Here is a 21,843-nt window from a genome sequence, read left to right on the forward strand (position 1 = left end):
CTTTCCGAAAGTCCTTGACTTGTTTTAGTTTTTCTATTAAGCTCAACATATCTTTCAAAAGTTCGCGTTCACTTCTCATTTTACCTGACAGTGATCGCTTTTACTTTTGATATTCTGATGGGAGAATGAAACAGCCCTACCTTGATAAGGGGGGTGCCGATCCCCCCTTAATCCCCCCTTGATAAGGGGGGCATCTAATAGTTTTTAACGCCTACCTACTTATCTTGTTTAATTTAGCTTGAATCGAATCCCTACCCTCTTGCTTCAACCCATGCTCGCATTTTACCCGGATTGTTCAATCCGTAGGGATCGACGAGTTTTTTAAATTCTAGTTGTAGCGGATTAATCTGTCTGCTGCCGCCATCTTCCATGATATAAGTGTGAGGATTGGCAATGGCTGCCCCCTGTTGTTCATAGATAGCAATAATCTCATTTAATCGAGTTTCTGTGGTAAATTCTAGCAAGGGAAGACCGGCGGGAATAACTTTACCTTGAAATTTCAAAAATTCTAGGTGCATCATTATTTCCTCCCCAAAATAATTATAGAGTTTCTCCACCGTGGCTAGATTAAAATAAAAAGCCTGTAGATAAGTTATTTTGGGGTTAAAACTACGCGCATGGAGAGTGGTATGATTCCAAGTAAATTCTAAGATACTGCTGCCTTTTTGGGTTTCTTCTGGCGTTTTATAGTAGGTAAGTTCACCATTATATTCTTTAATTAAAGACTCTAGGGCGACTCGATCGCTGTCCGATACTATTAACAAAACTGCCGCTTTTCCCGTGGGTAAATAATCCTTAAGAGCGGTAAAATAAGCGGGAATTGGCCAGGAGTGAACGCTAACCATTTTCTTAACGATGCCATCACTATCACTGAGAGCTTGACCAAATTTAGCTGCGGTGATAAAATCGGCAAAAGTAACGATAAATTCTGCCCAAGGATAACAGGGAGCGAGGGCTATTTCTAACTCGGTAATAATGCCATTCGTTCCGTAGGCATGATTTACTTTTTCTACCTCATCCCCCCGTAGTTCGATAATTTTTGGTTCCGCTTCTAGGGTGACTAATTGCACTGCTTGCAAATTGCCTCTATCCTTCAATTGTCCATAATTAATTGAACCCATGCCCACACTGCCACCCCCGATAAAACCGCCAATTGTCGCAGTCCGATAGGTAGAGGGAGCCATTCTTAATTCCCAACCAATTGCGCGAGCTTGTTTATCAAAAAATGCCATTTTTACCCCCGCTTCTACCCGGGCTGTACCCGGTTCGATCGAGATAATTTTTGTTAGTTTCGTTGTGTCTAAAATTACTCCTCCCTGCAAGGGAACACATTGACCATAATTACCTGTACCCGCACCTCTAACTGTTAAAGGAATTTGGTATTTAACGCAGGTTTTAGCGATGTCAATAACCTCTTGGCTATTCTGGGGACGAATGACTAAATCAGCCCGTTTATCTTGCAGTTGTGCCTCTAAAATGGGGCTAAAATGATAATAATCTAAAGAGAGTTTCGCCACTTGCCCCGGATCGGTGATAATTTCTAGATAGGAAAGCTCTTGAATGAGATTTTGACAATTAGATTTCATGGTTAGGTATTAGTGTAAAATTAGTTTCCTAGTCGAGATGACAATTCAGTTAAGTAGTCGTGCAAAATTAATTTCTTGGTTAGGATAGGCAAAAGGCAAGAGGCAAAAGGCAAAAGCTTGATCGAAATGTGTAATTAATTTTGCTTAGGTACTTATCAGTTATCAGTTATCATTCATAATTCATAATTCATAATTCCCCCATTTCCCCATCATCTTACACCCTACACCCTACACCCCACACCCATCACCCTACACCCCACACCCTACACCCCACACCCATCACCCCACACCCCAATCAGCGATCGCTACTTGGGGAAAAATTAAAAACCGATCGCCTGGGCGGTCGGTTTTACTAAGAATTATAAACTTTTATTAACTTTGTTTGCTGAGAAACTGTTGAGCTTGTCTAATAGCGGCAGCGCCGATATTGAAGACAGCCCAGCCGGCAGCGATAAGCAAAGGGGTTAAAACGATCAACACTCTCCAGTCCATAGATTTCCTTCTCCTCGGTCAGCACTTAAAAGATTGTTACTTAATTCTCATTTTATATTTATACCCTAATCCGCCCGTTTTGGGAATCCGGTATCAGTAGCTTTTCCCCCATGAACGAGGGCAAGTTTAGCATAGCGCTCGGCGTGTTCGATCAACTCTTGAGCCTCCTGTGGCGAAACTTCCCGGACGCGTTTAGCGGGAATGCCCACCACTAAAGATCGCGGTGGTATATCTTTTGTCACGATACTACCCGCCCCGACAATACTACCCGCCCCGACGCGCACACCATCGAGAATCACTGCCCCAATGCCGATTAAACAACCGCGTTCAATATGGGCTGCGTGAATTACCGCCCGATGCCCGATGGTAACGTAATCTTCAAGGATAGTAATTTTGCCCGGATCTCCGTGTAGGATTGCCCCATCTTGGATATTAGTATAGGCCCCAATTTCGATGCGTTCCACGTCGGCGCGCAATACCGCCCCATACCAAACACTCACCCCCACAGCTAGGGAAATATCGCCCATTACCGTGGCATTAGGGGCGATAAAAGCCGCTTGACTGACATCGACAAGCGGCCAGAAATTAGAAGTTGATCTTAAGTTATCTAAAGACATGAAAGGATCTGCACTAAAGTCGAAAGAGAATGCCCGTCCAATTTGGTTGGGTATAATATGGGTAGGATTATTGGTACAAAGATAGCAATTTTTAGTTTAGGTTCTTCCATGATCAATGCAAGTTTACAATACCCTGTTTTTGGCCCCGATATCCATTGTCCTCACTGTCGGCAGCTAATCCCCGCCCTCACTTTGACGGATACCTATTTGTGTCCGCGCCATGGGGCTTTTGAAGCCGATCCCAAAACGGGTGAGTTGATTCACTTGCAGTCAGGACGACATTGGCGACTCTGGAATGGTGAGTGGTATCGTCAACACACTCACCCGGATGGTATTCGTTTTGAGATTCACGAAGCACTCGATCGCCTCTATACTCAAGGATTTAAAGCGACTAAAGTAATTATTGCCAACCGTTATCGCGATTTAGTTAGTTCCTACCTAGAACGTAACACCGCTTGGCGCGGTAATGGACCGGGTGAAGCCACTATTGCCCGTCTCTACGGTTTACCAGTAGAATTTAGCCCCGATGCCCCCGATGAACCCTGTTGGGATGTAATTAATTTTGATCTGGAAAAAGAACCGGGGGTTCCCAAACGTTATCCCTATTTTCGTCTTTTTGATTAATCAGTTATCAGTTATCAGTTATCAGTTATCAGTTATCAGTGAATAATCTCACTTAATAAACTCATAACCTAAAAACTGAATGGGGAGGCGGAGCAATCAAGGATTGCTTGTCAACCCCGAATTCTCACTCATTACTGATTACTGATTACTGATCACTGAAAATGCACCATGCTTCTATCCGCACCGCTAATATCCATCGGGCGATCGCTTTTTACCAACTTCTCGGTTTTACCCTAGAGGAAAGATTCACCACGGGTTATACTTTGGCCTGTTGGCTAACGGGGTTAAACGGACGCATCGAATTAATCCAAATTCCTCAACCGAAACCCGCCCCCGATGCCTTTAGCGATCAGCATTATGTCGGTTATTATCACTTGTCTTTTGACCTAACAGAAAATGTCAGCAATTTACCAGAATGGGTAGAAAAATTAACAAATAACTTTCAGCAAGCTCATCAAGAGGATGCCGATTTATATCAACCTTTAAAAATTCTTTTGCCACCCCAACAACAGATGATCGGCGATCATGTCTATGAAGTCACCTTTATTGCCGATACAGACGGGTTGCCCCTGGAATTTATCCGTCGTTTAACGCCGAAATCAGCGATCAAGGTCTCAATAACTGAGATGGAGGGGACAGTGCTGGCAAAAACTCCCTAGCTATACCAGTCTCCTCCAGATGATCTGCATAAAAACTTAAGAATGATCCCCGTCTGGTGATAGACTTTTGACTGTTAAGGAAACAAACTCACTAGATAAATCATAGATCAGCTGTAGGGAGGATCATCGAGTGGAAAGTACGCTAGGGTTAGAAATTATCGAAGTGGTCGAACAGGCTGCCATTGCCTCCTCGAAGTGGATGGGTAAAGGCGAAAAAAATACCGCCGATCACGTCGCTGTAGAAGCGATGCGCGAACGGATGAATAAAATCCATATGCGCGGTCGCATCGTTATTGGAGAAGGGGAAAGAGACGAGGCTCCCATGCTCTATATTGGCGAAGAAGTGGGTATCTGTACCCAAGCTGATGCCAAACAATATTGTAATCCCGACGAATTAGTCGAAATCGATATCGCCGTCGATCCCTGCGAAGGCACTAACTTGGTTGCCTACGGTCAAAATGGTTCTATGGCCGTGTTAGCGATCTCCGAAAAAGGTGGGTTATTCGCCGCTCCTGACTTTTATATGAAAAAATTAGCCGCTCCCCCGGCAGCTAAAGGTCATGTGGATATTAATAAATCGGCGACGGAAAACCTGAAAGTCCTTTCCGATTGTCTCAATCGTTCCATCGAAGAACTGGTGGTAGTAGTTATGGATCGTCCCCGTCACAAGGAATTAATCCAAGAAATCCGCAACGCCGGGGCCAGAGTTCGTCTGATCAGCGATGGTGACGTATCGGCCGCTATTTCCTGCGCTTTTTCGGGAACTAATATTCATGCTCTCATGGGTATCGGTGCCGCTCCGGAAGGGGTAATCTCGGCGGCGGCTATGCGTTGTCTAGGCGGTCACTTCCAGGGACAATTAATCTATGATCCCGAAGTGGTCAAAACCGGTTTAATCGGCGAAAGCAGAGAGGGTAATATCGCTCGTCTGCAAGAAATGGGCATCACCAATCCCGATCGCGTTTACGGTTGCGAAGAGTTAGCCAGTGGCGAAACCGTCCTCTTTGCCGCCTGTGGGATCACCCCCGGCACCCTGATGGAAGGGGTACGCTTCTTCCATGGTGGCGCTCGTACCCAAAGCTTGGTTATCTCCACCCAATCGAAAACCGCTCGCTTTGTCGATACCGTTCACCTGTTCGACCGACCCAAATACATTCAACTGAGATAATTCCCTGACCGGGTGGGGTGGGCATGGCTCACCTCGCCCCCATTGGTAAAAATATATAAAGTTTTTTTTCAAACATCTTTTATTTGCATCCCGATTGGGACTAAATTGCAACAATTAGAGACATAACGCACTGATCTTTATCAATAATTTTTGTAGCCTGAGCAACATTTGTAGGAGAACATAAATGAATATTGCTGTAGTGGGCTTGAGTCACAAGACAGCCCCTGTGGAAATTCGCGAAAAATTGAGTATCCCGGAAGCGAAAATCGAGTCCGCCCTTACCCACCTCAAGGGTTATCCCCATATCCAAGAGGTGGCGATTATCAGCACCTGTAACCGTTTGGAGATCTACGCCGTGGTTACGGATACGGAAAAGGGCGTGGTGGAAATTACCCAGTTTCTCGCTGAAATCGGGCATATTCCCCTTAATGTCCTGCGTCGTTACCTGTTTACCCTGCTGCATCAGGATGCTGTCCGTCATCTGCTGCGGGTGTCGGCTGGTTTAGAAAGTCTTGTCCTCGGTGAAGGGCAAATTCTCGCTCAAGTTAAAAATACCCATAAATTAGCTCAAAAGTACAATACTATTAGTCAATTACTCGATCGCCTGTTTAAACAAGCGATGACTGCCGGTAAACGCGTCCGCACGGAAACCAGCATCGGCACGGGAGCCGTATCGATCAGTTCGGCGGCGGTGGAGTTAGCCCATGCTAAGGTGGCAGACCTCAGCAGCAAGAAAATCGCTATTATCGGGGCAGGGAAAATGTCCCGATTATTAGTTACTCACCTTCTGGCTAAGGGTTCTCAGCAAATTGCGATCGTCAATCGCTCCCAAAGACGGGCCCAGGAGTTGGCCCGTGAATTTCCTCACCTACCGCTGCAACTATATGGCTTAGAAGAGATGATGACTACCGTAGCGGCATCGGATATCGTCTTTACCAGTACCGGAGCCACGGAACCAATTTTAACTAAAACTTTATTGACAGAAGTGACGATTGCTGCTACATCGCTGATGTTAATCGATATTTCCGTTCCCCGCAACGTCCATACCGACGTGAAGGAATTGGCACAAGTGCAAGCTTTTAACGTCGATGATCTTAAAGCGGTGGTTGCCGCCAATCAGGAAAGTCGCCGTCAGATGGCCAGGGAAGCAGAGGCACTCCTAGAGCAGGAAGTGGAAGCTTTCGAGCTTTGGTGGCGTTCTTTGGACACTGTACCGACAATTAGCTGTTTAAGAAGCAAAATTGAAGATATTCGCGAACAGGAATTAGAAAAGGCCCTCTCCCGTCTGGGGACGGAATTCGCCGAAAAACACCAAGAAGTTATCGAAGCAATGACCCGCGGTATCGTCAATAAAATCCTTCACGAACCCATGGTACAACTGCGCGCCCAACAGGATATCGAAGCGCGTAAGCGCTGTTTACAATCCCTGCAAATGCTCTTTAATCTCAGTGTCGGAGAAGAATATAGTTAGGGACTGGTAATCCACAAAAATTAAGGGCGATTCTATGGGTCTGTTAAGGTGATTTTGAGGGATTGGGGGCGAATAATTTGGCAGCATTCCCCTATCCACAATTTCAAGATTGACAGACCAATAGACTTTTGGCTGTGGAAATGCGGTAATTATGCCCAAATTGAGGGGGTGTTTAACTGATGGAAGTGGGATAGAGGAGGGTGTGGGACCGCAGGGAGCGGTATAATTGATAGTTAGACTGTTAAAAACTGAGTTCTCTCTTTCACAGATTTGTCATCAATTTCATTGTTAGCTCGTTATACTTGGAAAAGCATAAGCTAAACGGCGCTTAACCTGCATGATCCAACAGCTATAACCCTTTTGGAGTCTATATCGGTGATCCGAAGTAAAAGCCGTTTAGCTTACTAAGCCTGAGTAATATGGAAAACCTTGCAGAAAAAGTAGCCTTAGCAGAAAACGTAGCCTTACTCGAAAAAGAAGTCTCAGATGAGAGAAAAAGGCTGTCGTCTGATAGGCTTGACATTTCTTTTGGGGAGTTGATCAACCTATACAAAAATAATGAATTAATAATTAGACCAGAGTATCAGAGATTATTCCGATGGTCAGAAGCACAAAAAACTGCACTTATAGAATCAATTCTACTCTCGATTCCAATTCCTCCAATATTTGTGGCCGAGGATAAAAACGGTGTATGGGAATTAGTCGATGGATTGCAACGTGTTTCTACTTTCATAAGTTTTTTTGGTGAACTAAAAGGTAGTGGATGGACAATTGACTATCAAGAAGATATAGACAGATCAGGAGTCGAAGAAGAAGAAATTGATGAGGAAAGCGGGGAAGAAACTGGGGGGATAAAAACTATAAATAAATGGACTTTGCAAGAAGGAGGATTGGTCAAAAGCTTGCAAGGCTTTAATATTGATAATCTTCCAACAAATCTAAAAATAAACTTGAAAAGGGCTGTTTGTAGAGTTGAAATTCTGAGAGGAGAAAGTAGTAATTCCATGAAGTATGAGTTGTTCAAAAGACTCAACTCTGGAGGTTCAAAATTAACTCCACAAGAGATAAGAAATGCAATTTATCGAGGGGTTAATCCCAGGCTTAACGAGCTTTTACTAAAAGTTAGTCAAAGCACAGTTTTCAAATCTCTTACTCAATTAAGTAGTGGCAAACTTAATGAATTATATGATCAAGAATTAGTTCTTAGGTTTTTTGCTTTCTACAAAAATGCTCAAAATGTTAATGAAAATATGGAGAAGTTTTTAAACGATTTTATGGAGATAACTGTTCATAACGCTAGTTTTGACTATGATGTTTATGAATCTCTCATCATGAGAGTTTTAGAGTTAATTTACCAAATAGAAGACAACAAGATATTTAGAAACGAGAGAAACTTATTTGTTCCAGCTTATTTTGAGGGGATATTAATCGGAGTTGCTCAAAATATCGAGACGTATGCTGAAGACCTTGAACTTTTGAAATCAAAGATAACACAATTAAAAAGTGACAACGACTTCAAAAAATATTCTGGAACCTCTTCTAATAGTAAAAGTCGGATTAGAAATCGTCTTAAAAGAGTAGATGAAATTTTTCAATAATAAACTTAGCAATAGACTATGGATGATTTTGATAGGGCATTGCAAGAGATTATTGAAGAGAGAATATCTGTTCTTTTCGAAATTGAGAGAGCAATTTTTACGAGAAGGTACTCTCTATCTTCAAAGCATCAAGACATTTTCTCAACTCAATCAATATCGATGATTTATTCTTTATGGGAAAGCTTTATCCAAAAATCTTTCAACCTCTATATTGATGAACTTAATAATGTTGGCAGAGATCTTCATGATTTTTGCGATGAAATAGTTATTCACCACATGGAAAACTCCTTTAAACAGTTCAAGGAATATCCGACAAATGACAATAGAAAAGTAAGGTTTTTTGCTTCACTTAAAGAGTTTCACGCTGGGGATAGCTGCACTTTTTCAAGAGTTGTTAATACCGAGAGTAATGTTGGTTTCAACGTCTTAAACAAATTACTCAAAAGCTTTGCACTTGAAAAGTTTCCAGAACATTGGAAGGATTATGCACATCCGAATCCTAATTTAAAGGAATCCTTAGAGTTATTTCTGCGGTTACGCAATGCTGTAGCTCATGGAGGTGATTTAGCACCAGAGGATAGGATTAGCCAGGAATTATATACCAGATTTAAGAAGTTGGTGACAGATTTGATGTACGAAATCCGATTGAAAATGTTGTATGGTCTTAAACATAAAACATTCTTAAAGTTGCAGTAGCGTATTGTAACAAATAGCAGGTAATAGTAATTAGCTGTAGCTGTAGGGTGCGTTCCCTGATGCAAGTCCTACTGCTCCACCAATAGATTTTTGGGAACGCACCATGCTCATTCATTGAAGCTGTGAGTCTAATGGGACTTAAACACAAAACCGAACTTTTTTAGCTATAATCAAGTCATAGTGGGACTTAGACAAAAAACAAATCGAGAAAAGCCTCAACTCCAATCCCCGCTTGGGATTTACTTCGAGAAGCCCAAAATCGCTGAAACCCAGATAGATCAAGGAAAATCATAAATCGAGGTTAACCCTTTGTCCCGTAATGGTTTGAGCCTTTTTTGCTGACAGAAAACGCCTAAGTCCCACTAGGTCCATATTAGAACCCAGAAAAGCGTTCTTAAAGATATCAGTTGTGAAAGTACACCTAACTTCACCGTTAGGTGGCTTAGGTTTTCTATGGGGACAGTGCTTCCAAGTTATTTTTGATAATAAATCCTGTTTTTCAAAGCTGATAACAATCAATCATAAGTTAGCCAATGACAGTTAGGGACTTGCGTAAAAATAAGATGCCAGCTAGGAGGGCAGAACCGTCACATCCCATTTGGGCAAAGTTTCAGAACGCTGCGTTGAAAGGTTGCAATTGTTCTAGTTCTTTAGCCAAAACCTTCACCCCTTTTTCATAAGTTCCTTCTACCAAATGCACGCTTAGGTTTTATCCCCTTCCAAGTCATGTTAGAAGCCCAATTAAGAGCCGCATCAATTGAATCTAAAATTGCCCCATTCCAATAGTTCTCTAAGACGGCCCAACACCGTTCAATGGGATTATATTTACTATGGCATTTGCGGGTAGTAGATGAGCCGTATTTGCCACTGCGTTTTTCGGGCAAATTCTACCATTCTTTTGATAAATTGAGTGCGGTTGCTGCGAGTGGCGGCTCCTCCATCTAAATCAATGACTAATTCTTCTAAGCCTGGATAGATTGCTTGATTTTCTTGCCACCACAACTCTAAACAATCTGCTACAAAATCTGAGGTTTTAGCCGATTGACCGAAATAAATTGACAGGCGTTCTCCACTGACATCTAGAATTCCTAAAGGGACTAAAACAGCAATCCATTCCCTATCATGATCATCAGCTTTTAATGGCTCTCTTACGGCTCTGTCACCGATTTTTGTAAAGGCAAGAGTTGATTGAAATTTAGGGTCTGCTTGCGAGTACATCTCCACTAAACTTTTAATATCTGCCTCTAAGTTTGGTAGCAGTTCCTCCTTTTTTTTTCTCCCCCTAGCACGATAGTTATCAACACAAATAATCCCAGTTTCTAGCTCTTTCAACCCCGTTGCCTATTGCCTGTCTCGACCATCCCAATTCTGTTTGGGCCCGGCGCGGCGAAGAGTTAAAATAGTCTATAGTTACTTGCGCCATAAAAGCCCTTTTCTTAAAACCTGTCAGCTTTTTTGCCGCATCTTTCAAGCCTGATTTGATTTTTTCAGTCAGTTCAGTTACCATAGTTGAGAGTGGGAGCAACAAGTTGCTTCTCCAGTCTAGACGGTAATTTATTAATACGCAAGTCTCTTAACTGACGGTTCGCTCATTTTCCAAATATAGTGTTTTTGGATTAAGCTATCCACTGCCTGTAGTGGCATAAGTTGAACTAATGCCACTACAGGTAGGTTTGATCAGTCATTGAAACACTACCTATAGTGATTCCCGAACCGAGAGTCTTAAGTACCGTAGGGCATACCAGAACTTTTGGGTTAGACCCAATAAACCCTTGGAAGAGAATGCCTCTACTTTCTCAGAAGTAATTCTGTCTAAGCAAGTAATCTCCGTGAACCAAGAATCCCCATACCTTTAGGCTGGGGAATGTCAACCGTCACTAATTACTTATTAGGTTGGGGAGTCATGCGTAGATAGGGTTTGATTTCTTCAACCCCTTTGGGGAATTTGCTACGAGCTTCTTCAGTGGGAATGGAGGGAACCACCACACAATCGCCGCCGTCAGTCCAATTGGCGGGGGTAGCCACTTGATAGTTATCGGTGAGCTGCAGGGAGTCGATCACGCGCAGGAGCTCGTTAAAATTGCGTCCCGTGCTGGCAGGATAGGTAATAGTTAAACGTAATTTTTTGTTGGGATCGATGATAAACACCGAACGTACCGTGAGATTATTGAGGGAATTGGGGTGAATCATGCCGTAGAGATCGGACACTTTGCGATCGCCATCGGCGATAATCGGATAGTTAACGGTAGTGTTTTGAGTTTCGTTGATGTCATTAATCCAACCCCGATGGGACTCGGCACTATCCACACTCAAAGCGATAACTTTAACATTACGTCGCTCAAATTCTGACTTAAGACTAGCCACCGTACCTAATTCCGTGGTACAAACGGGGGTGTAATCAGCCGGGTGCGAGAACAGCACTACCCAGCTATCTCCTGCCCACTGGTGAAAAGAAATCGGACCTTCACTAGAATCTTGTGTAAAATCTGGAACGATATCACCCAATTGGAGAGCCATAATTGTGTCTTCCTTATAGATATTTCAAGACAAGCAACAGTATATGATGCCATAGGATTGCTGTTCGTCACCGATAATTTTAGGGATTTGTAATAATTGGATTAGCGATCAGCCTTTTCAGTGATCAGTTATCAGATTTGAGTTTTCAGTTCACTGATCTCCCCACTTCCCTACTCCCCCACTTCCCTACTCCCCCACTTCCCTACTCCCCCACTTCCCTACTCCCCCACTTCCCTACTTCCCTACTTCCCCACTCCCCCACTTCCCTACTTCCCTACTTCCCCAATACCCAAAACCCTTCCCCTAGGGCGGCAAACTAGGTTATCGAAAATTTGGGTTGAAAACCCCGTCCTTTTAGGACGGCTTTGTGTTAAAATCCTAGTGTTCTAAAAAACCCGCCCTATCATAGATACGACCGAATAAATATACTAGGTTGAAATTCCTGCAACGGGTTGACGATGAGTAAGGGGAAGCTGACGGCCGCTGGGAACTCCATGCTAGAGGCAAAACGTACCCTAGGTCGGTATGTACAAACCCAAAAAAGTATTGGTCGCCGGAGGACATTCGGAGACTTTAAACGGACGTGGAGGAAGGCATATATGACTACCTCTAAGGTAGCGGCATCCTGTGAAGCGTCAACCCCATTCAGCGACCATCTTAAAAAGGTGGCGTGGTGAGGAATCACCGCTCGTTTACGGCGGTGAGGATGTCAAGATCTGGTCTACATGGCATGATATAACTTTTTTAACTAGCTATCAGCGTTCAGCTAATAGGTAAGCTGCGGTGGTAAGTCCCAATTCCCCACCCTATGCCTAGTCGGAAAGCTGAAGGCTGACGGCTTCATTTCTTGTCCTGATCGTTAATTCGCCTTGGTTTTAGGAGACCACAACTGCAATGAAGAATCTTGTTCGTCTGCTGGCGGTAATTGCCTTGATTATCGGGAGTTTTTGGGGCAAAGTTCCCGCTCAAGCTCTCAATCTCACCTCGATCGCCCTTCCCTCTCTTCCTGTGGCGGTCTTAAATGCGGCCGATGCCAAACTAACTACAGAATTTGGGGCGAAAATCGACCTCAATAACAGTGACATTCGCGATTTCCGGGACTTGAGAGGGTTCTATCCCAATTTAGCCGGTAAAATCATCAAAAACGCCCCCTACCAAGAAGTGGAAGATGTCCTCAATATCCCCGGACTCTCGGCCACTCAAAAAGAGCGTTTACAGGCTAATCTGGAGAAATTCACCGTTACTGAGCCTTCTAAAGAATTTATCGAGGGTGATGACCGTTTTAACCCCGGAGTTTACTAAATCCAGTTAATTACGGTTTTAAAAAAATTCCAAGGTGAGCGATCGCTCACCTTTTTCAGTGGTCAGCTTCTGAAGGCAAGAGGCAACAGGCAAGAGGCAAAAGAAAGAATCTGCCATGCTGATCTAAGGAAAGACTGGCGATTTTTGCCAGAGCTATAGAGAAATGAAGTGCTAGAATGAATAGAATTTATCAATTAACTCCTACATGGTCGTTTCCTCGCAACTGCCGAGTTATCAAGATGTTTTAGTGGTGGGATCGGGAGCGGCGGGATTGTATGCCGCGCTGTGTTTACCCCCTAACTTAAAGGTGGGTTTAATTACCAAAGAAGATTTAAAAACTGGGGCTAGTGATTGGGCGCAGGGAGGAATTGCGGCGGCCACGTCCCCGCAGGATTCCCCCGTTTTCCATTTAGAAGATACCCTGAAAGCTGGAGCGGGCTTATGCGATCGCTATGCCGTGCAGTTTTTAGTCGAGAAAGCCACCCAAGCGATCGCTGATTTGGTGCGGTTGGGGGTTAGTTTTGATCGCTCTGGAGACGACTTAGCCCGCACTCTTGAGGCTGCCCACTCCCAGGCCAGGGTGCTGCACGCAGCTGATCGCACGGGGAGAGCGATCATCAGTACCCTGATGGAAAAAGTGACCGAGCGCCCCAATATTACCATTATTCCCCAAGCGATCGCGCTGAAACTCTGGGTTGACCCGGAAGGGCAACGCTGTCAAGGTATTTGTTTACTCCATCAAGATCATCTCTGTTGGCTGCGAGCGCAAGCAGTCATTCTGGCTACGGGAGGCGGCGGTCAAGTGTACGCCCAAACCACTAATCCCGCCGTTAGCACCGGGGATGGAGTCGCCCTCGCTTGGCGTGCTGGGGCAGTGATTCGCGACCCGGAATTTTTTCAGTTTCACCCCACCGCTTTGACTGTGCCGGGGGCGCCGCGGTTTTTAATTAGTGAAGCGGTGCGCGGCGAAGGAGCGCATTTAATTGATGCTCAGGGGCGGCGTTTTGCCTTCGATTACCATCCGGCAGGAGAATTGGCCCCCCGGGATGTGGTGAGTCGGGCGATTTTTAGCCATTTGCAAAAAACCTCCGACGATCCCGCCCATGCCAAAGTATATCTAGATTTAAGACCAATCGAACCGGAGCGTCTGCGTTATCGTTTCCCCAATATTATCCGCATCTGTCAAAAATGGGGCATTAATGTGCTTGAGGATGTGATTCCGGTCGCCCCCGCCGCTCACTATTGGATGGGAGGAGTGGCCACAGATTTAAACGCCCGCACTTCCCTACCCGGTTTGTATGCGATCGGCGAAGCCGCTAGTACAGGTGTCCACGGGGCCAATCGTTTAGCCAGTAATTCTCTCTTAGAATGTATTGTCTTTGCGGCAAGTTTGGCTGAAATAGGTCTGGAGCCAGAAACCTTTATTGGAGAAAGACGGGAAAAATCCTTAGAAATCGCGGAAAACTGGCAGCAAGAACAGGAATACTGGCAAACAGTACGTAGAGAATTACCGATTTTAATGTGGGAAAATGCGGGAATTTGCCGATTTCAAAGTGAGTTAGAAATTGCTATCCTACGGGTGCAACAGTGGAAACAACAGTTACAATCCTTAAAGATAGGCCAATTTCTCCAGAATCTTCTCCCCGATAAAGGACAATTATTTTTGTGTCCCTCGGTGCAGTTAGAAATAAGAATAGCGATCGAGACGTTAAATCTTCTAGACATCGCCGACTTAATTCTGGAAAGTGCCTTATTACGAGCAGAAAGCCGAGGCGGTCACTATCGGGGCGATTATCCAGAAACCGTAGCTAATTGGCAATTCCACACGACTATTCAAGGTCGAACGTGGCGCAAAACGCCTGTGCAAGCTTAATTAAGCCAGTTTTTCACAGATAATCCCTGAGCGCTAAACAGTGGACTCTATCCTCGCTACTAGGAGCCGTACTATTCGCCCCACGCTCACCGAGGGCTTTTCCCAATCATCGCGGTCTATGACCCATCTCTGGAGTTCAGTGCTTTTCATTTATGGCTTTTAGGCTATCATAACTTTTACCCCCCCCCCCTAAACAGTTACATTAATTCTATGATCAAACCCAATTTCCTATTTTTGTTAGCTATCGGTGTGAGCAGTTGGGGTCATAATTTCCAGACTTTACCCACGGCTAACGCTCAAACTCCACCTAGGTTAGAGCAACCCCAGACTGTCGCCACTTACGATCAGTTGATGAAAGCTGGTTACGAAGCTACAGCCCAAAGAAATTACCAACTCGCCCTAGAAAAATTTCAACAAGCTCTGGCACAACGTCCGAACGATACCTACGCTCAAAATGCGATCGCTAATACCCAGAAGTATCTAGGTCAAAACGCCACGGCTGCCAACGCCGCCGCCGGAAATGAGACTTCACCAATACCGTTAATTGCTGGCTCGGCTCTGTTATCCATCGCTTTATTGGCAGCTTTACTATCGCTTTTCTTTCAATACCGTCCCAAGGGCAAAGCCTCAAAACCGCGCAAAAAGACAACTTACGTCACTCCTAAAAACCCACTCGACAACTTTTCCAGGGGCAATGGTAACTCCTTCGATACGGACACCAAAACTGGCAGTGACATTAATGGCAGTGGGGAAGAGGATTTCGAGCCTTCTTTGCCCGTACAAGCTACCTCCCGTATCCCGAACGCAGACTTAATTATGAGTTTAATTGAAAGTCTCCGCGATGACGATCCCCGTACCCGTAGAAGGGCGGTTTGGAAACTGGCACAGATGTCCGATTCTAGGGCAATGCAGCCTTTAGTCGATAGCATGGTGGATGGGGATTCCTACGAACGCAGTTTAACCCTAGAAGCCCTCGCTCAAATCTGTACCCGCTCCCTGCGACCGATGAACCAAGCTTTGGCTATCTCTCTCCAGGATAAAAATCCCCAGGTGCGGAAAAATGCTATTCGGGATTTAACCAGACTCTACGATGTCATGTCTCAGATCAGTCAATTAATTTGTCATGCCCTCGATGATTCCGATGAGGAAGTGCAAGAAACAGCACGCTGGGCAATCAGACAGTTAAATCTGCAATTAGCTCCCCGTTTAGATATTGCCCCCCTAGAAACCACTGGTGAACCGGAAGATGATGACGTACAGGATACTTCCTTCACTGAAACCACGCCCACTGAGGTGCAAAATTGAGTCGAAAACTGTTATTTCTCTCGACTCCCGTGGGATTTTTGGGATCGGGGGGCGGCGGCGGCGTAGAATTAACTCTTTATAATCTCGCTCGCACTCTGACCAGGCAAGGCTATCCGGTGCGGGTAGTGGCTCCAGAAGCCTCGCAGTTGCATGATATTCCCTTAATCACTATAGCAGGAAATGCCCAGATTTCCGCCCAAAGTCAAGGCCAGCAAGCCCCGATTTTAATGCCCGAAAATGCCGTTTTGGCCAATATGTGGCACTACGCCCAATCAGTACAAAGTCAGTACGATTTAATTGTTAATTTTGCCTACGATTGGCTCCCTTTTTATCTCACTCCTTTTTTTGCCACTCCCGTCGCCCATTTAGTCAGCATGGCTTCCGTTTCTTTGGCGATGGATCATATTATTAAAAAAACCTACAGCAGTTTTCCCCATTTACTCGCTTTTCACACCCTCGCCCAAGCGGAAACTTTCTCCCTCTCTCCCCCCTATCGCTGTTTGGCTAATGGTTTAGACCTATCTTTGTATCAGTTTCGGGCCGATTCCTCCCCCTGTCTAGCCTGGGTGGGACGGATTGCCCCGGAAAAGGCTTTGGAAGATGCGATCGCCGCTTGTCAACAGTTAGGTGTGCCTTTACGGGTTTTCGGTCATATTTCCGATCCTCTCTACTGGCAAAATTTACAGGATACCTATAGTTTCGATTTAGTCGATTATCGCGGGTTTTTGCCCACTGGGAGCCTACAAAAAGAGCTAGGCGACTGTTTTGGCCTGTTGATGACCCCGCGCTGGGTTGAGGCTTTTGGTAACGTGGCTATTGAAGCTTTAGCCTGTGGTGTTCCCGTAGTTGCCTATCGTCGCGGTGGTCCGGTAGAAATTATTGAAGATGGAAAAACTGGTTTTTTAGTTGAACCCGATAGTATCGAGGGATTAGTTACAGGAATTAAAAATTTAGACCGGATCGATCGATATTCTTGTCGTGCAGTAGTCGAGCAAAAATATTCCCTAGAAGCTTTAGCAAATCGAGCTATTAATTGGTTTGAAGAAATTTTTGCTCGCAGTCAAAAATAAATAGGGTCTCTTGGTTTAGTCCGGTTAAATCTTTATCCCAGAAGGGTTCGGGATCAACCACAGAGGCACAAAGAACACAAAGTCAAAATAGACTCGATATTAATTTTGCTTAGTTACTTAGATAAATTTTTCTGCTAGAGTTAATTTTAAACCCTGTATTATCTATGGCAAGATTGACCCAAGAATTGTTATGTGACGAAGCAGCTGCCTTCTCAGCTTTGGAATCTCAACATCAAGAATCTTCACTCTACGGTGTTACAGATGGTAAAGCGATCGGAACTTACTTAGAACAAAAGTTTAAACTATATCTAAAAGAAAAATATAATTTTCTTGACGGTAATTCAGCTAGTGGAATTGATTTTCCTGATTTGTTAGTAGATATCAAAGTAACAAGTATTAAACAACCTCAATCATCTTGTCCTTTTAAATCCGCAAGACAAAAAATTTTTGGCTTGGGATATTCCTTAATTATTTTTGTTTATGAAAAGTTAGATGATAGCCTAAATCGTACTGCCAGTTTAAGAATTATCAGAACAATTTTTGTCAGTGCCGAAAGAACAGCCGATTTCCAGATGACTCGTGGTATTCGCAACATCTTAAACAATCAGGGAAACAAAGATGATTTAATTGCTTTTATTTTAGATAAAAACTTACCTGTTGATGAAATGGAAGCGGCCAATATAGCTGATGAAATTCTTGTTCATCGCCCAGGGCAAGGTTTTCTAACTATTTCTAATGCGTTACAATGGAGATTACAATATACTAGAGTAATCGATCTTGCCGGTCAAGAAGAAGGATTAATAGCCATTTATAGAGAGAATTAGTGATGCAAGCTTCTCAGGTTAAAATTGAATATGGAGACTTTCAAACTCCCCCGGAGTTAACCGAAAAGATTTGTCAAAAATTATCGCAAATTCATGTTAACCCCGATGTCATTATTGAGCCAACTTGTGGTATAGGTAACTTTTTAAAAGCAGCAGCACTTACCTTTAAACAAACTGAAAAAATCCTCGGCTTTGAAATTAATCCTAATTATATCACTCAGATTAATCAAGATCCGCAAATATCCCAAGATCAAAGAATACAAGTTGAACAGAAGAATTTTTTTGATTGTGACTGGTATTCCCTGACTCAACCATGGACAGAAAATATTTTATTTTTGGGGAATCTGCCTTGGATAACCAACTCAAAACAAGGGCTTATTAACGGAAAAAATTTACCTCACAAAAGCAACTTTCAAGGCTATCATGGTTTAGATGCCATGACGGGAAAAAGTAATTTTGATATTTCAGAGTGGATGTTAATTAAGCTGATTGAATGTCTCGATCGACGTTCAGCTTATCTGGCAATTATCTGTAAAACAACCGTATCTAGAAAAATTTTAAACTATATCTATACTCACAAAATTCATCTCGTTTACTCGGCAATTTATCCGATCAATACTCAAAAATATTTTCAAGCTAATGTAGATGCTTGTCTTCTGTTTTGTCAATTTGATTCTCATTCAGAAAATTATTTTTGTGATGTTTTCAATAGTTTTGAAGAAGGGGAATTTCAGCGCATTGGTTATCAAAATAATATCCTAGTCAGAGATTTAAATTCTTTTACTAGATTAAAATATTTATATCATCGGCATCCTCAAGAAAAATGGCGTTCAGGAATTAAACATGATTGCTCAAAAGTAATGGAATTACAGTTAGTTAATGGAGTTTTTGTCAATGGTTTAAAGGAAGTCGTTGATATGGAACCCACCTATCTTTATCCTCTCCTTAAAGGTTCAGATGTGGCACAAAATCGCCTAAAGGTTATCAATAAATACATTTTAGTAACTCAGAAGTTTATCGGTGAATCTACAGAAAATATAAGGGATATAGCGCCAAAAACTTGGCAATATTTAGTTAATCATAAAAATTATTTTCTAGACAGAAAGAGCAAAATTTATCAAAATCAGCCAGAATTTTGCATATTTGGCGTGGGTTATTACAGCTTCTCACCTTTTAAAATCGCCATTTCTGGACTTTATAAAAAACTGAATTTTAACCTTATATTACCCTATCAAAATCAACCCGTTATTTTCGATGACACTGTTTACTTCCTAAGCTTCGATGATTTAGATACCGCTCAAAAAACCTTACAGCTTCTCAATTCTTCCCTAGGCAGAGAATTTTATTCCTCCTTAATATTTTGGGATGAAAAAAGACCGATAAAAACCCGTATTTTAAATAGTTTAAATTTATCGATTTTAGCCGAGAAGTTGTTATCCTATAAGTAGGGTTTGCTGAAAAAGTTTGTTGGTGGGGTTAGGAGTCAGGAGTCAGGAGTCAGGAGTCGGGAGTTTCAGGCCTTGTTGCCCTCTCTTTTTTGTACCAATTTATGTACTATAATAAGGATAATGCCAGGTTTTTGATGGTCCCAATCCGATTTTCGCAGCATGAACATCGGATTTTAACAGGTCAAAAGCCTTATTTTAAAAGGGTTTTACCATTATTCAGCAACCCCTAAGTAGGCTTTAATTTTAGCTGCGTTAATCTCGCATCCTGCGGGATATTTTATGTTCGGGTTTTCATCACACACAGGAGTCAATAAGTCAATAACTTTGTCTTGATAATTTACAAAACGATGGGAACCTGAAGAAGAAAAATTACGGGTTTCAACTGACAGTGTTTCCCAAAAAACTGATGTTTACTTTTCCTCTTGTCTTCTTGTTGCTAATTGGTCTAAAATTTCGGCGTGAACTTGGCGAGTAATTGGATAAAAATAGGCAAGAATTAAGCTAATGATCAGAAAAAATGCCGGTAAAGGAGCAATTGCTAGGCGAATTGCTATTAAAGCACTATCTGGCTGCAGGGGAATTGCTTCTCCTGGGATTCTCGGTTTAAAACCCGATGTTTCTAGAGCAATACCGACAAGAAATAACCCCAAAGCTAGACCAATTTTTTGCAAAAGTACCATGAAAGCATAAAAAATACCTTCTCGACGTTTTCCTGTTTCTAATTCGTCTAATTCAATCACATCGGGAACCATTGACCAAGGAATTAAATAGGCCACAGATACGCCAAATCCCGCCAAAACTGCCAAAGCATACATTAAAGTTATTTCTCCTGGTTGGAGCAAAAATAAACCAATTTGGGCAATAATCCAGAATGTCATCCCTAAAAAATAGACTATCTTTTTGTCTAATTTCTGACTAACTGCTTGCCAGAAAAATAACATCACTAAAGCTGTTCCCTGTACTGCCAAAGCGACTAAACCCGATTCTGCTTCCGATAGTCTCATGTAGCTGACGACGTAGTAAACCAAAATCGAGGCGGTTAATTGTACTCCTAACCAAGCACAAAGATAGATGCCAATAACGTATAAAAAGGGACGATTACCAAAAACTATTTTAAATTGTTCTTTCAGGGGAATAGTTTCGGTATTATTATCCGCTTCTCTCTGTTTAATTGCCGCGCTATCCTTGAGATGATTTTCAGTTTTGCCATAGTAAAGGGTTAACCCCGAAACTATCCCTTCTATTCCTAATAAAATTGTGGAAATAGCGATAAAGTCTCTGGGATTCACCCCAATTTTTCCTAGTCCATAGACCAAGGAAAGCGCACCGATAACTATAAAAGCAATTGCCAAAACTTTTTTCTGGGGAGAATTGAGAATCGCTTTTGCTCCTCGTTCTTGTAAAGCTAAAGCGCACCAAATAACTGCTATAATCGACATTAAAGCACAAACTACACCTAACAATAAAAAAGCTTGATGGAGATCGTTGGCATAGGACGATGAGACGATAATATAGAGAATTAATGAGAGAATGCTGCCCCCGATGGAAAAGGCAAAACGAAAACTATTTAAGCGGGTTCTCTCATTATAATCATAAGTTAATTCAGGGGTGAGTGCCTGGTAGGGAAGATTGACTACTGTATAGGTTAAATTAAAGATAATACCAATAAAAATATAATATAAAAATAGCCATAATTGGTTATTAGTCGGGATTAACCACAGTAAAAAATAGCTAATTCCGAAGGGAATCGACCCCAATAACATCCATGGTAAGCGACGACCCCAAATAGTACGAGTTCGATCGCTCCACATGCCAATGATCGGATCGTTAATAGCGTCGAAAATTCTCACCACCATCAGCACACTACCAGCTAATCCTGCTGGTAATCCTGCCACATCAGTCAGGAAAAATAGCAGGTAAAATACCGAGATATTGGCAGTGATAGCCGGTCCCAAATCCCCCGCACCATAGGCGATTTTTGTGGTTAAATTGAGTCTTTCAGAAGTCAAATGAGCCATAAAAGCAATTATAGAGACTAAAATAAGCTTAACTGTTCTGGGAGCAGTTGAGGAACTTTAATTTTTTTTGTCTCTAGTAATTCCTGAAAATATCTAGCGTTAAAAGGGAAGATTCCCCGATGACACTGCTTGATCTTTGGCATCCCGGAAAATTCTGACTATTTCCCCGTCCTTCACTTTTTATCTATCGCCTTGACCAGCATTATGAGCTAAACTGACTAATATCAGTTATTTTAGCTATCAGCATCAGAATTATCCTTATTTTGGCAGTTACACTTAAGAAGATCGGCCAGATTGTTCTTTTTCGGACTGTTAGCGGTTAGGATCTATTACTGGGGAGACGATCGAAATAGATCAAGAAAGTGTGATAGTACAGATAAGAGATCGGGGAAAATTTTTTCGCCAAACCTAAAACTTTTTGACGCTGACGTTCTTTGACATCCTCACCGCCGTAAACGGACGGTGATTCCCAAACCTCACGATTTAGGTTTCTGCTTCTTTCCCTTGCGGGGTTCCGCACCTGCCTTAACAGATTTACTCTGTTCTGGTCTTATGGTCGCTCTACAGACTGACAC

The 21,843-nt window shown here is 42.9% G+C and carries 20 protein-coding genes; 12 read left to right on the top strand and 8 right to left on the bottom strand.

From position 1 onward, the window contains the following. Positions 1–251: 251 nt before the first annotated feature. The 3 genes from IM456_RS15050 to IM456_RS15060 all read right to left on the bottom strand — a co-directional run bounded on the left by IM456_RS15050 (position 252) and on the right by IM456_RS15060 (position 2,695). Positions 252–1,586, bottom strand: a complete 1,335-nt coding sequence (locus IM456_RS15050) for an FAD-binding oxidoreductase (protein WP_287693725.1) — start codon at positions 1,584–1,586, stop codon at positions 252–254. A gap of 372 nt (positions 1,587–1,958) precedes the next feature. Further along, positions 1,959–2,078, bottom strand: a complete 120-nt coding sequence (locus IM456_RS15055) for a photosystem II protein Y (RefSeq protein ID WP_044035004.1) — start codon at positions 2,076–2,078, stop codon at positions 1,959–1,961. 65 nt (positions 2,079–2,143) lie between these two features. Beyond that, positions 2,144–2,695 (bottom strand): gamma carbonic anhydrase family protein, encoded by a 552-nt coding sequence (locus IM456_RS15060; RefSeq protein WP_147074048.1) that lies wholly within the window; start codon positions 2,693–2,695, stop codon positions 2,144–2,146. A 108-nt stretch (positions 2,696–2,803) separates the two neighbouring features. On the opposite strand from IM456_RS15060, the gene IM456_RS15065 reads away from it, so the two are divergent. The 6 genes from IM456_RS15065 (at position 2,804) to IM456_RS15090 (ending at position 8,911) form a co-directional block, all read left to right on the top strand. Then, complete coding sequence (locus IM456_RS15065) at positions 2,804–3,319, top strand: TIGR02652 family protein (protein WP_149986279.1); 516 nt, start codon at positions 2,804–2,806, stop codon at positions 3,317–3,319. Between the two features lie 161 nt (positions 3,320–3,480). Then, positions 3,481–3,978 carry a VOC family protein gene (locus IM456_RS15070; protein WP_287693721.1) on the top strand — a complete coding sequence of 166 codons (498 nt, stop codon included), beginning with the start codon at positions 3,481–3,483 and terminating at the stop codon, positions 3,976–3,978. Between the two features lie 130 nt (positions 3,979–4,108). After that, entirely contained in the window at positions 4,109–5,146 is a 1,038-nt protein-coding gene (gene glpX, locus IM456_RS15075) for a class II fructose-bisphosphatase (protein WP_287693719.1), read from the top strand. Between the two features lie 184 nt (positions 5,147–5,330). Beyond that, a complete protein-coding gene (locus IM456_RS15080) occupies positions 5,331–6,617 on the top strand; it encodes a glutamyl-tRNA reductase (RefSeq protein WP_149986261.1) in 1,287 nt (428 codons plus the stop codon). A gap of 419 nt (positions 6,618–7,036) precedes the next feature. Continuing rightward, positions 7,037–8,215, top strand: a complete 1,179-nt coding sequence (locus IM456_RS15085; RefSeq protein ID WP_287693716.1) for a DUF262 domain-containing protein — start codon at positions 7,037–7,039, stop codon at positions 8,213–8,215. Between the two features lie 18 nt (positions 8,216–8,233). Continuing rightward, a complete protein-coding gene (locus IM456_RS15090) occupies positions 8,234–8,911 on the top strand; it encodes an MAE_28990/MAE_18760 family HEPN-like nuclease (RefSeq protein WP_045360306.1) in 678 nt (225 codons plus the stop codon). Positions 8,912–9,585: 674 nt separating this feature from the next. Here IM456_RS15090 and IM456_RS23350 read toward each other — a convergent pair. From IM456_RS23350 to IM456_RS15105, 4 genes are all read right to left on the bottom strand, one after another. Further along, positions 9,586–9,795 carry an ISAzo13-like element transposase-related protein gene (locus tag IM456_RS23350; protein WP_353737745.1) on the bottom strand — a complete coding sequence of 70 codons (210 nt, stop codon included), beginning with the start codon at positions 9,793–9,795 and terminating at the stop codon, positions 9,586–9,588. Next, on the bottom strand, positions 9,740–10,243 hold the full coding sequence (locus IM456_RS15095; protein ID WP_287693714.1) for an ISAzo13-like element transposase-related protein: 504 nt from the start codon (positions 10,241–10,243) through the stop codon (positions 9,740–9,742). The genes IM456_RS23350 and IM456_RS15095 overlap by 56 nt, the downstream gene beginning before the upstream one ends. Then, positions 10,209–10,418, bottom strand: a complete 210-nt coding sequence (locus IM456_RS15100) for a hypothetical protein (RefSeq protein WP_149986258.1) — start codon at positions 10,416–10,418, stop codon at positions 10,209–10,211. Before IM456_RS15100 ends, IM456_RS15095 begins: the two co-directional genes overlap by 35 nt. Positions 10,419–10,792: 374 nt before the next feature. Beyond that, complete coding sequence (locus IM456_RS15105; RefSeq protein ID WP_149986257.1) at positions 10,793–11,428, bottom strand: peroxiredoxin; 636 nt, start codon at positions 11,426–11,428, stop codon at positions 10,793–10,795. Between the two features lie 894 nt (positions 11,429–12,322). On the opposite strand from IM456_RS15105, the gene psbU reads away from it, so the two are divergent. The 6 genes from psbU to IM456_RS15135 all read left to right on the top strand — a co-directional run bounded on the left by psbU (position 12,323) and on the right by IM456_RS15135 (position 19,250). Continuing rightward, the gene (gene psbU, locus IM456_RS15110) at positions 12,323–12,730 is read left to right on the top strand and encodes a photosystem II complex extrinsic protein PsbU (RefSeq protein ID WP_002761160.1); all 408 of its coding nucleotides are present in this window, start codon (positions 12,323–12,325) and stop codon (positions 12,728–12,730) included. 205 nt (positions 12,731–12,935) lie between these two features. Beyond that, positions 12,936–14,603, top strand: coding sequence for an L-aspartate oxidase (nadB, locus tag IM456_RS15115; RefSeq protein ID WP_149986255.1), 1,668 nt, complete (start codon positions 12,936–12,938; stop codon positions 14,601–14,603). 210 nt (positions 14,604–14,813) lie between these two features. Further along, a complete protein-coding gene (locus IM456_RS15120; protein WP_149986254.1) occupies positions 14,814–15,908 on the top strand; it encodes a HEAT repeat domain-containing protein in 1,095 nt (364 codons plus the stop codon). After that, complete coding sequence (locus IM456_RS15125; RefSeq protein WP_287693711.1) at positions 15,905–16,978, top strand: glycosyltransferase; 1,074 nt, start codon at positions 15,905–15,907, stop codon at positions 16,976–16,978. The genes IM456_RS15120 and IM456_RS15125 overlap by 4 nt, the downstream gene beginning before the upstream one ends. Positions 16,979–17,142: 164 nt before the next feature. Continuing rightward, a complete protein-coding gene (locus tag IM456_RS15130; RefSeq protein ID WP_287693709.1) occupies positions 17,143–17,802 on the top strand; it encodes a type II restriction-modification system restriction endonuclease in 660 nt (219 codons plus the stop codon). A 2-nt stretch (positions 17,803–17,804) separates the two neighbouring features. Then, on the top strand, positions 17,805–19,250 hold the full coding sequence (locus IM456_RS15135; RefSeq protein ID WP_287693706.1) for an SAM-dependent methyltransferase: 1,446 nt from the start codon (positions 17,805–17,807) through the stop codon (positions 19,248–19,250). A 410-nt stretch (positions 19,251–19,660) separates the two neighbouring features. On the opposite strand, the gene IM456_RS15140 is transcribed toward IM456_RS15135, so the two are convergent. After that, a complete protein-coding gene (locus IM456_RS15140; protein WP_149986252.1) occupies positions 19,661–21,268 on the bottom strand; it encodes an MFS transporter in 1,608 nt (535 codons plus the stop codon). Between the last annotated feature and the right edge of the window lie 575 nt (positions 21,269–21,843).

It is taken from the genome of Microcystis sp. M079S1, assembly GCF_020246425.1.
In the GTDB taxonomy this organism is placed as follows: domain Bacteria; phylum Cyanobacteriota; class Cyanobacteriia; order Cyanobacteriales; family Microcystaceae; genus Microcystis; species Microcystis aeruginosa.

What these genes read in the sequence shown, in the direction of transcription:
- IM456_RS15050 (WP_287693725.1), bottom strand. Translation starts at nt 1,586, where the DNA reads ATGAAATCTAATTGTCAAAATCTCATTCAAGAGCTTTCCTATCTAGAA.
- IM456_RS15055 (WP_044035004.1), bottom strand. Translation starts at nt 2,078, where the DNA reads ATGGACTGGAGAGTGTTGATCGTTTTAACCCCTTTGCTTATCGCTGCC.
- IM456_RS15060 (WP_147074048.1), bottom strand. Translation starts at nt 2,695, where the DNA reads ATGTCTTTAGATAACTTAAGATCAACTTCTAATTTCTGGCCGCTTGTC.
- IM456_RS15065 (WP_149986279.1), top strand. Translation starts at nt 2,804, where the DNA reads ATGATCAATGCAAGTTTACAATACCCTGTTTTTGGCCCCGATATCCAT.
- IM456_RS15070 (WP_287693721.1), top strand. Translation starts at nt 3,481, where the DNA reads ATGCACCATGCTTCTATCCGCACCGCTAATATCCATCGGGCGATCGCT.
- IM456_RS15080 (WP_149986261.1), top strand. Translation starts at nt 5,331, where the DNA reads ATGAATATTGCTGTAGTGGGCTTGAGTCACAAGACAGCCCCTGTGGAA.
- IM456_RS15085 (WP_287693716.1), top strand. Translation starts at nt 7,037, where the DNA reads ATGGAAAACCTTGCAGAAAAAGTAGCCTTAGCAGAAAACGTAGCCTTA.
- IM456_RS15090 (WP_045360306.1), top strand. Translation starts at nt 8,234, where the DNA reads ATGGATGATTTTGATAGGGCATTGCAAGAGATTATTGAAGAGAGAATA.
- IM456_RS15100 (WP_149986258.1), bottom strand. Translation starts at nt 10,418, where the DNA reads ATGGTAACTGAACTGACTGAAAAAATCAAATCAGGCTTGAAAGATGCG.
- IM456_RS15105 (WP_149986257.1), bottom strand. Translation starts at nt 11,428, where the DNA reads ATGGCTCTCCAATTGGGTGATATCGTTCCAGATTTTACACAAGATTCT.
- psbU (WP_002761160.1), top strand. Translation starts at nt 12,323, where the DNA reads ATGAAGAATCTTGTTCGTCTGCTGGCGGTAATTGCCTTGATTATCGGG.
- nadB (WP_149986255.1), top strand. Translation starts at nt 12,936, where the DNA reads ATGGTCGTTTCCTCGCAACTGCCGAGTTATCAAGATGTTTTAGTGGTG.
- IM456_RS15120 (WP_149986254.1), top strand. Translation starts at nt 14,814, where the DNA reads ATGATCAAACCCAATTTCCTATTTTTGTTAGCTATCGGTGTGAGCAGT.
- IM456_RS15130 (WP_287693709.1), top strand. Translation starts at nt 17,143, where the DNA reads ATGGCAAGATTGACCCAAGAATTGTTATGTGACGAAGCAGCTGCCTTC.
- IM456_RS15135 (WP_287693706.1), top strand. Translation starts at nt 17,805, where the DNA reads ATGCAAGCTTCTCAGGTTAAAATTGAATATGGAGACTTTCAAACTCCC.
- IM456_RS15140 (WP_149986252.1), bottom strand. Translation starts at nt 21,268, where the DNA reads ATGGCTCATTTGACTTCTGAAAGACTCAATTTAACCACAAAAATCGCC.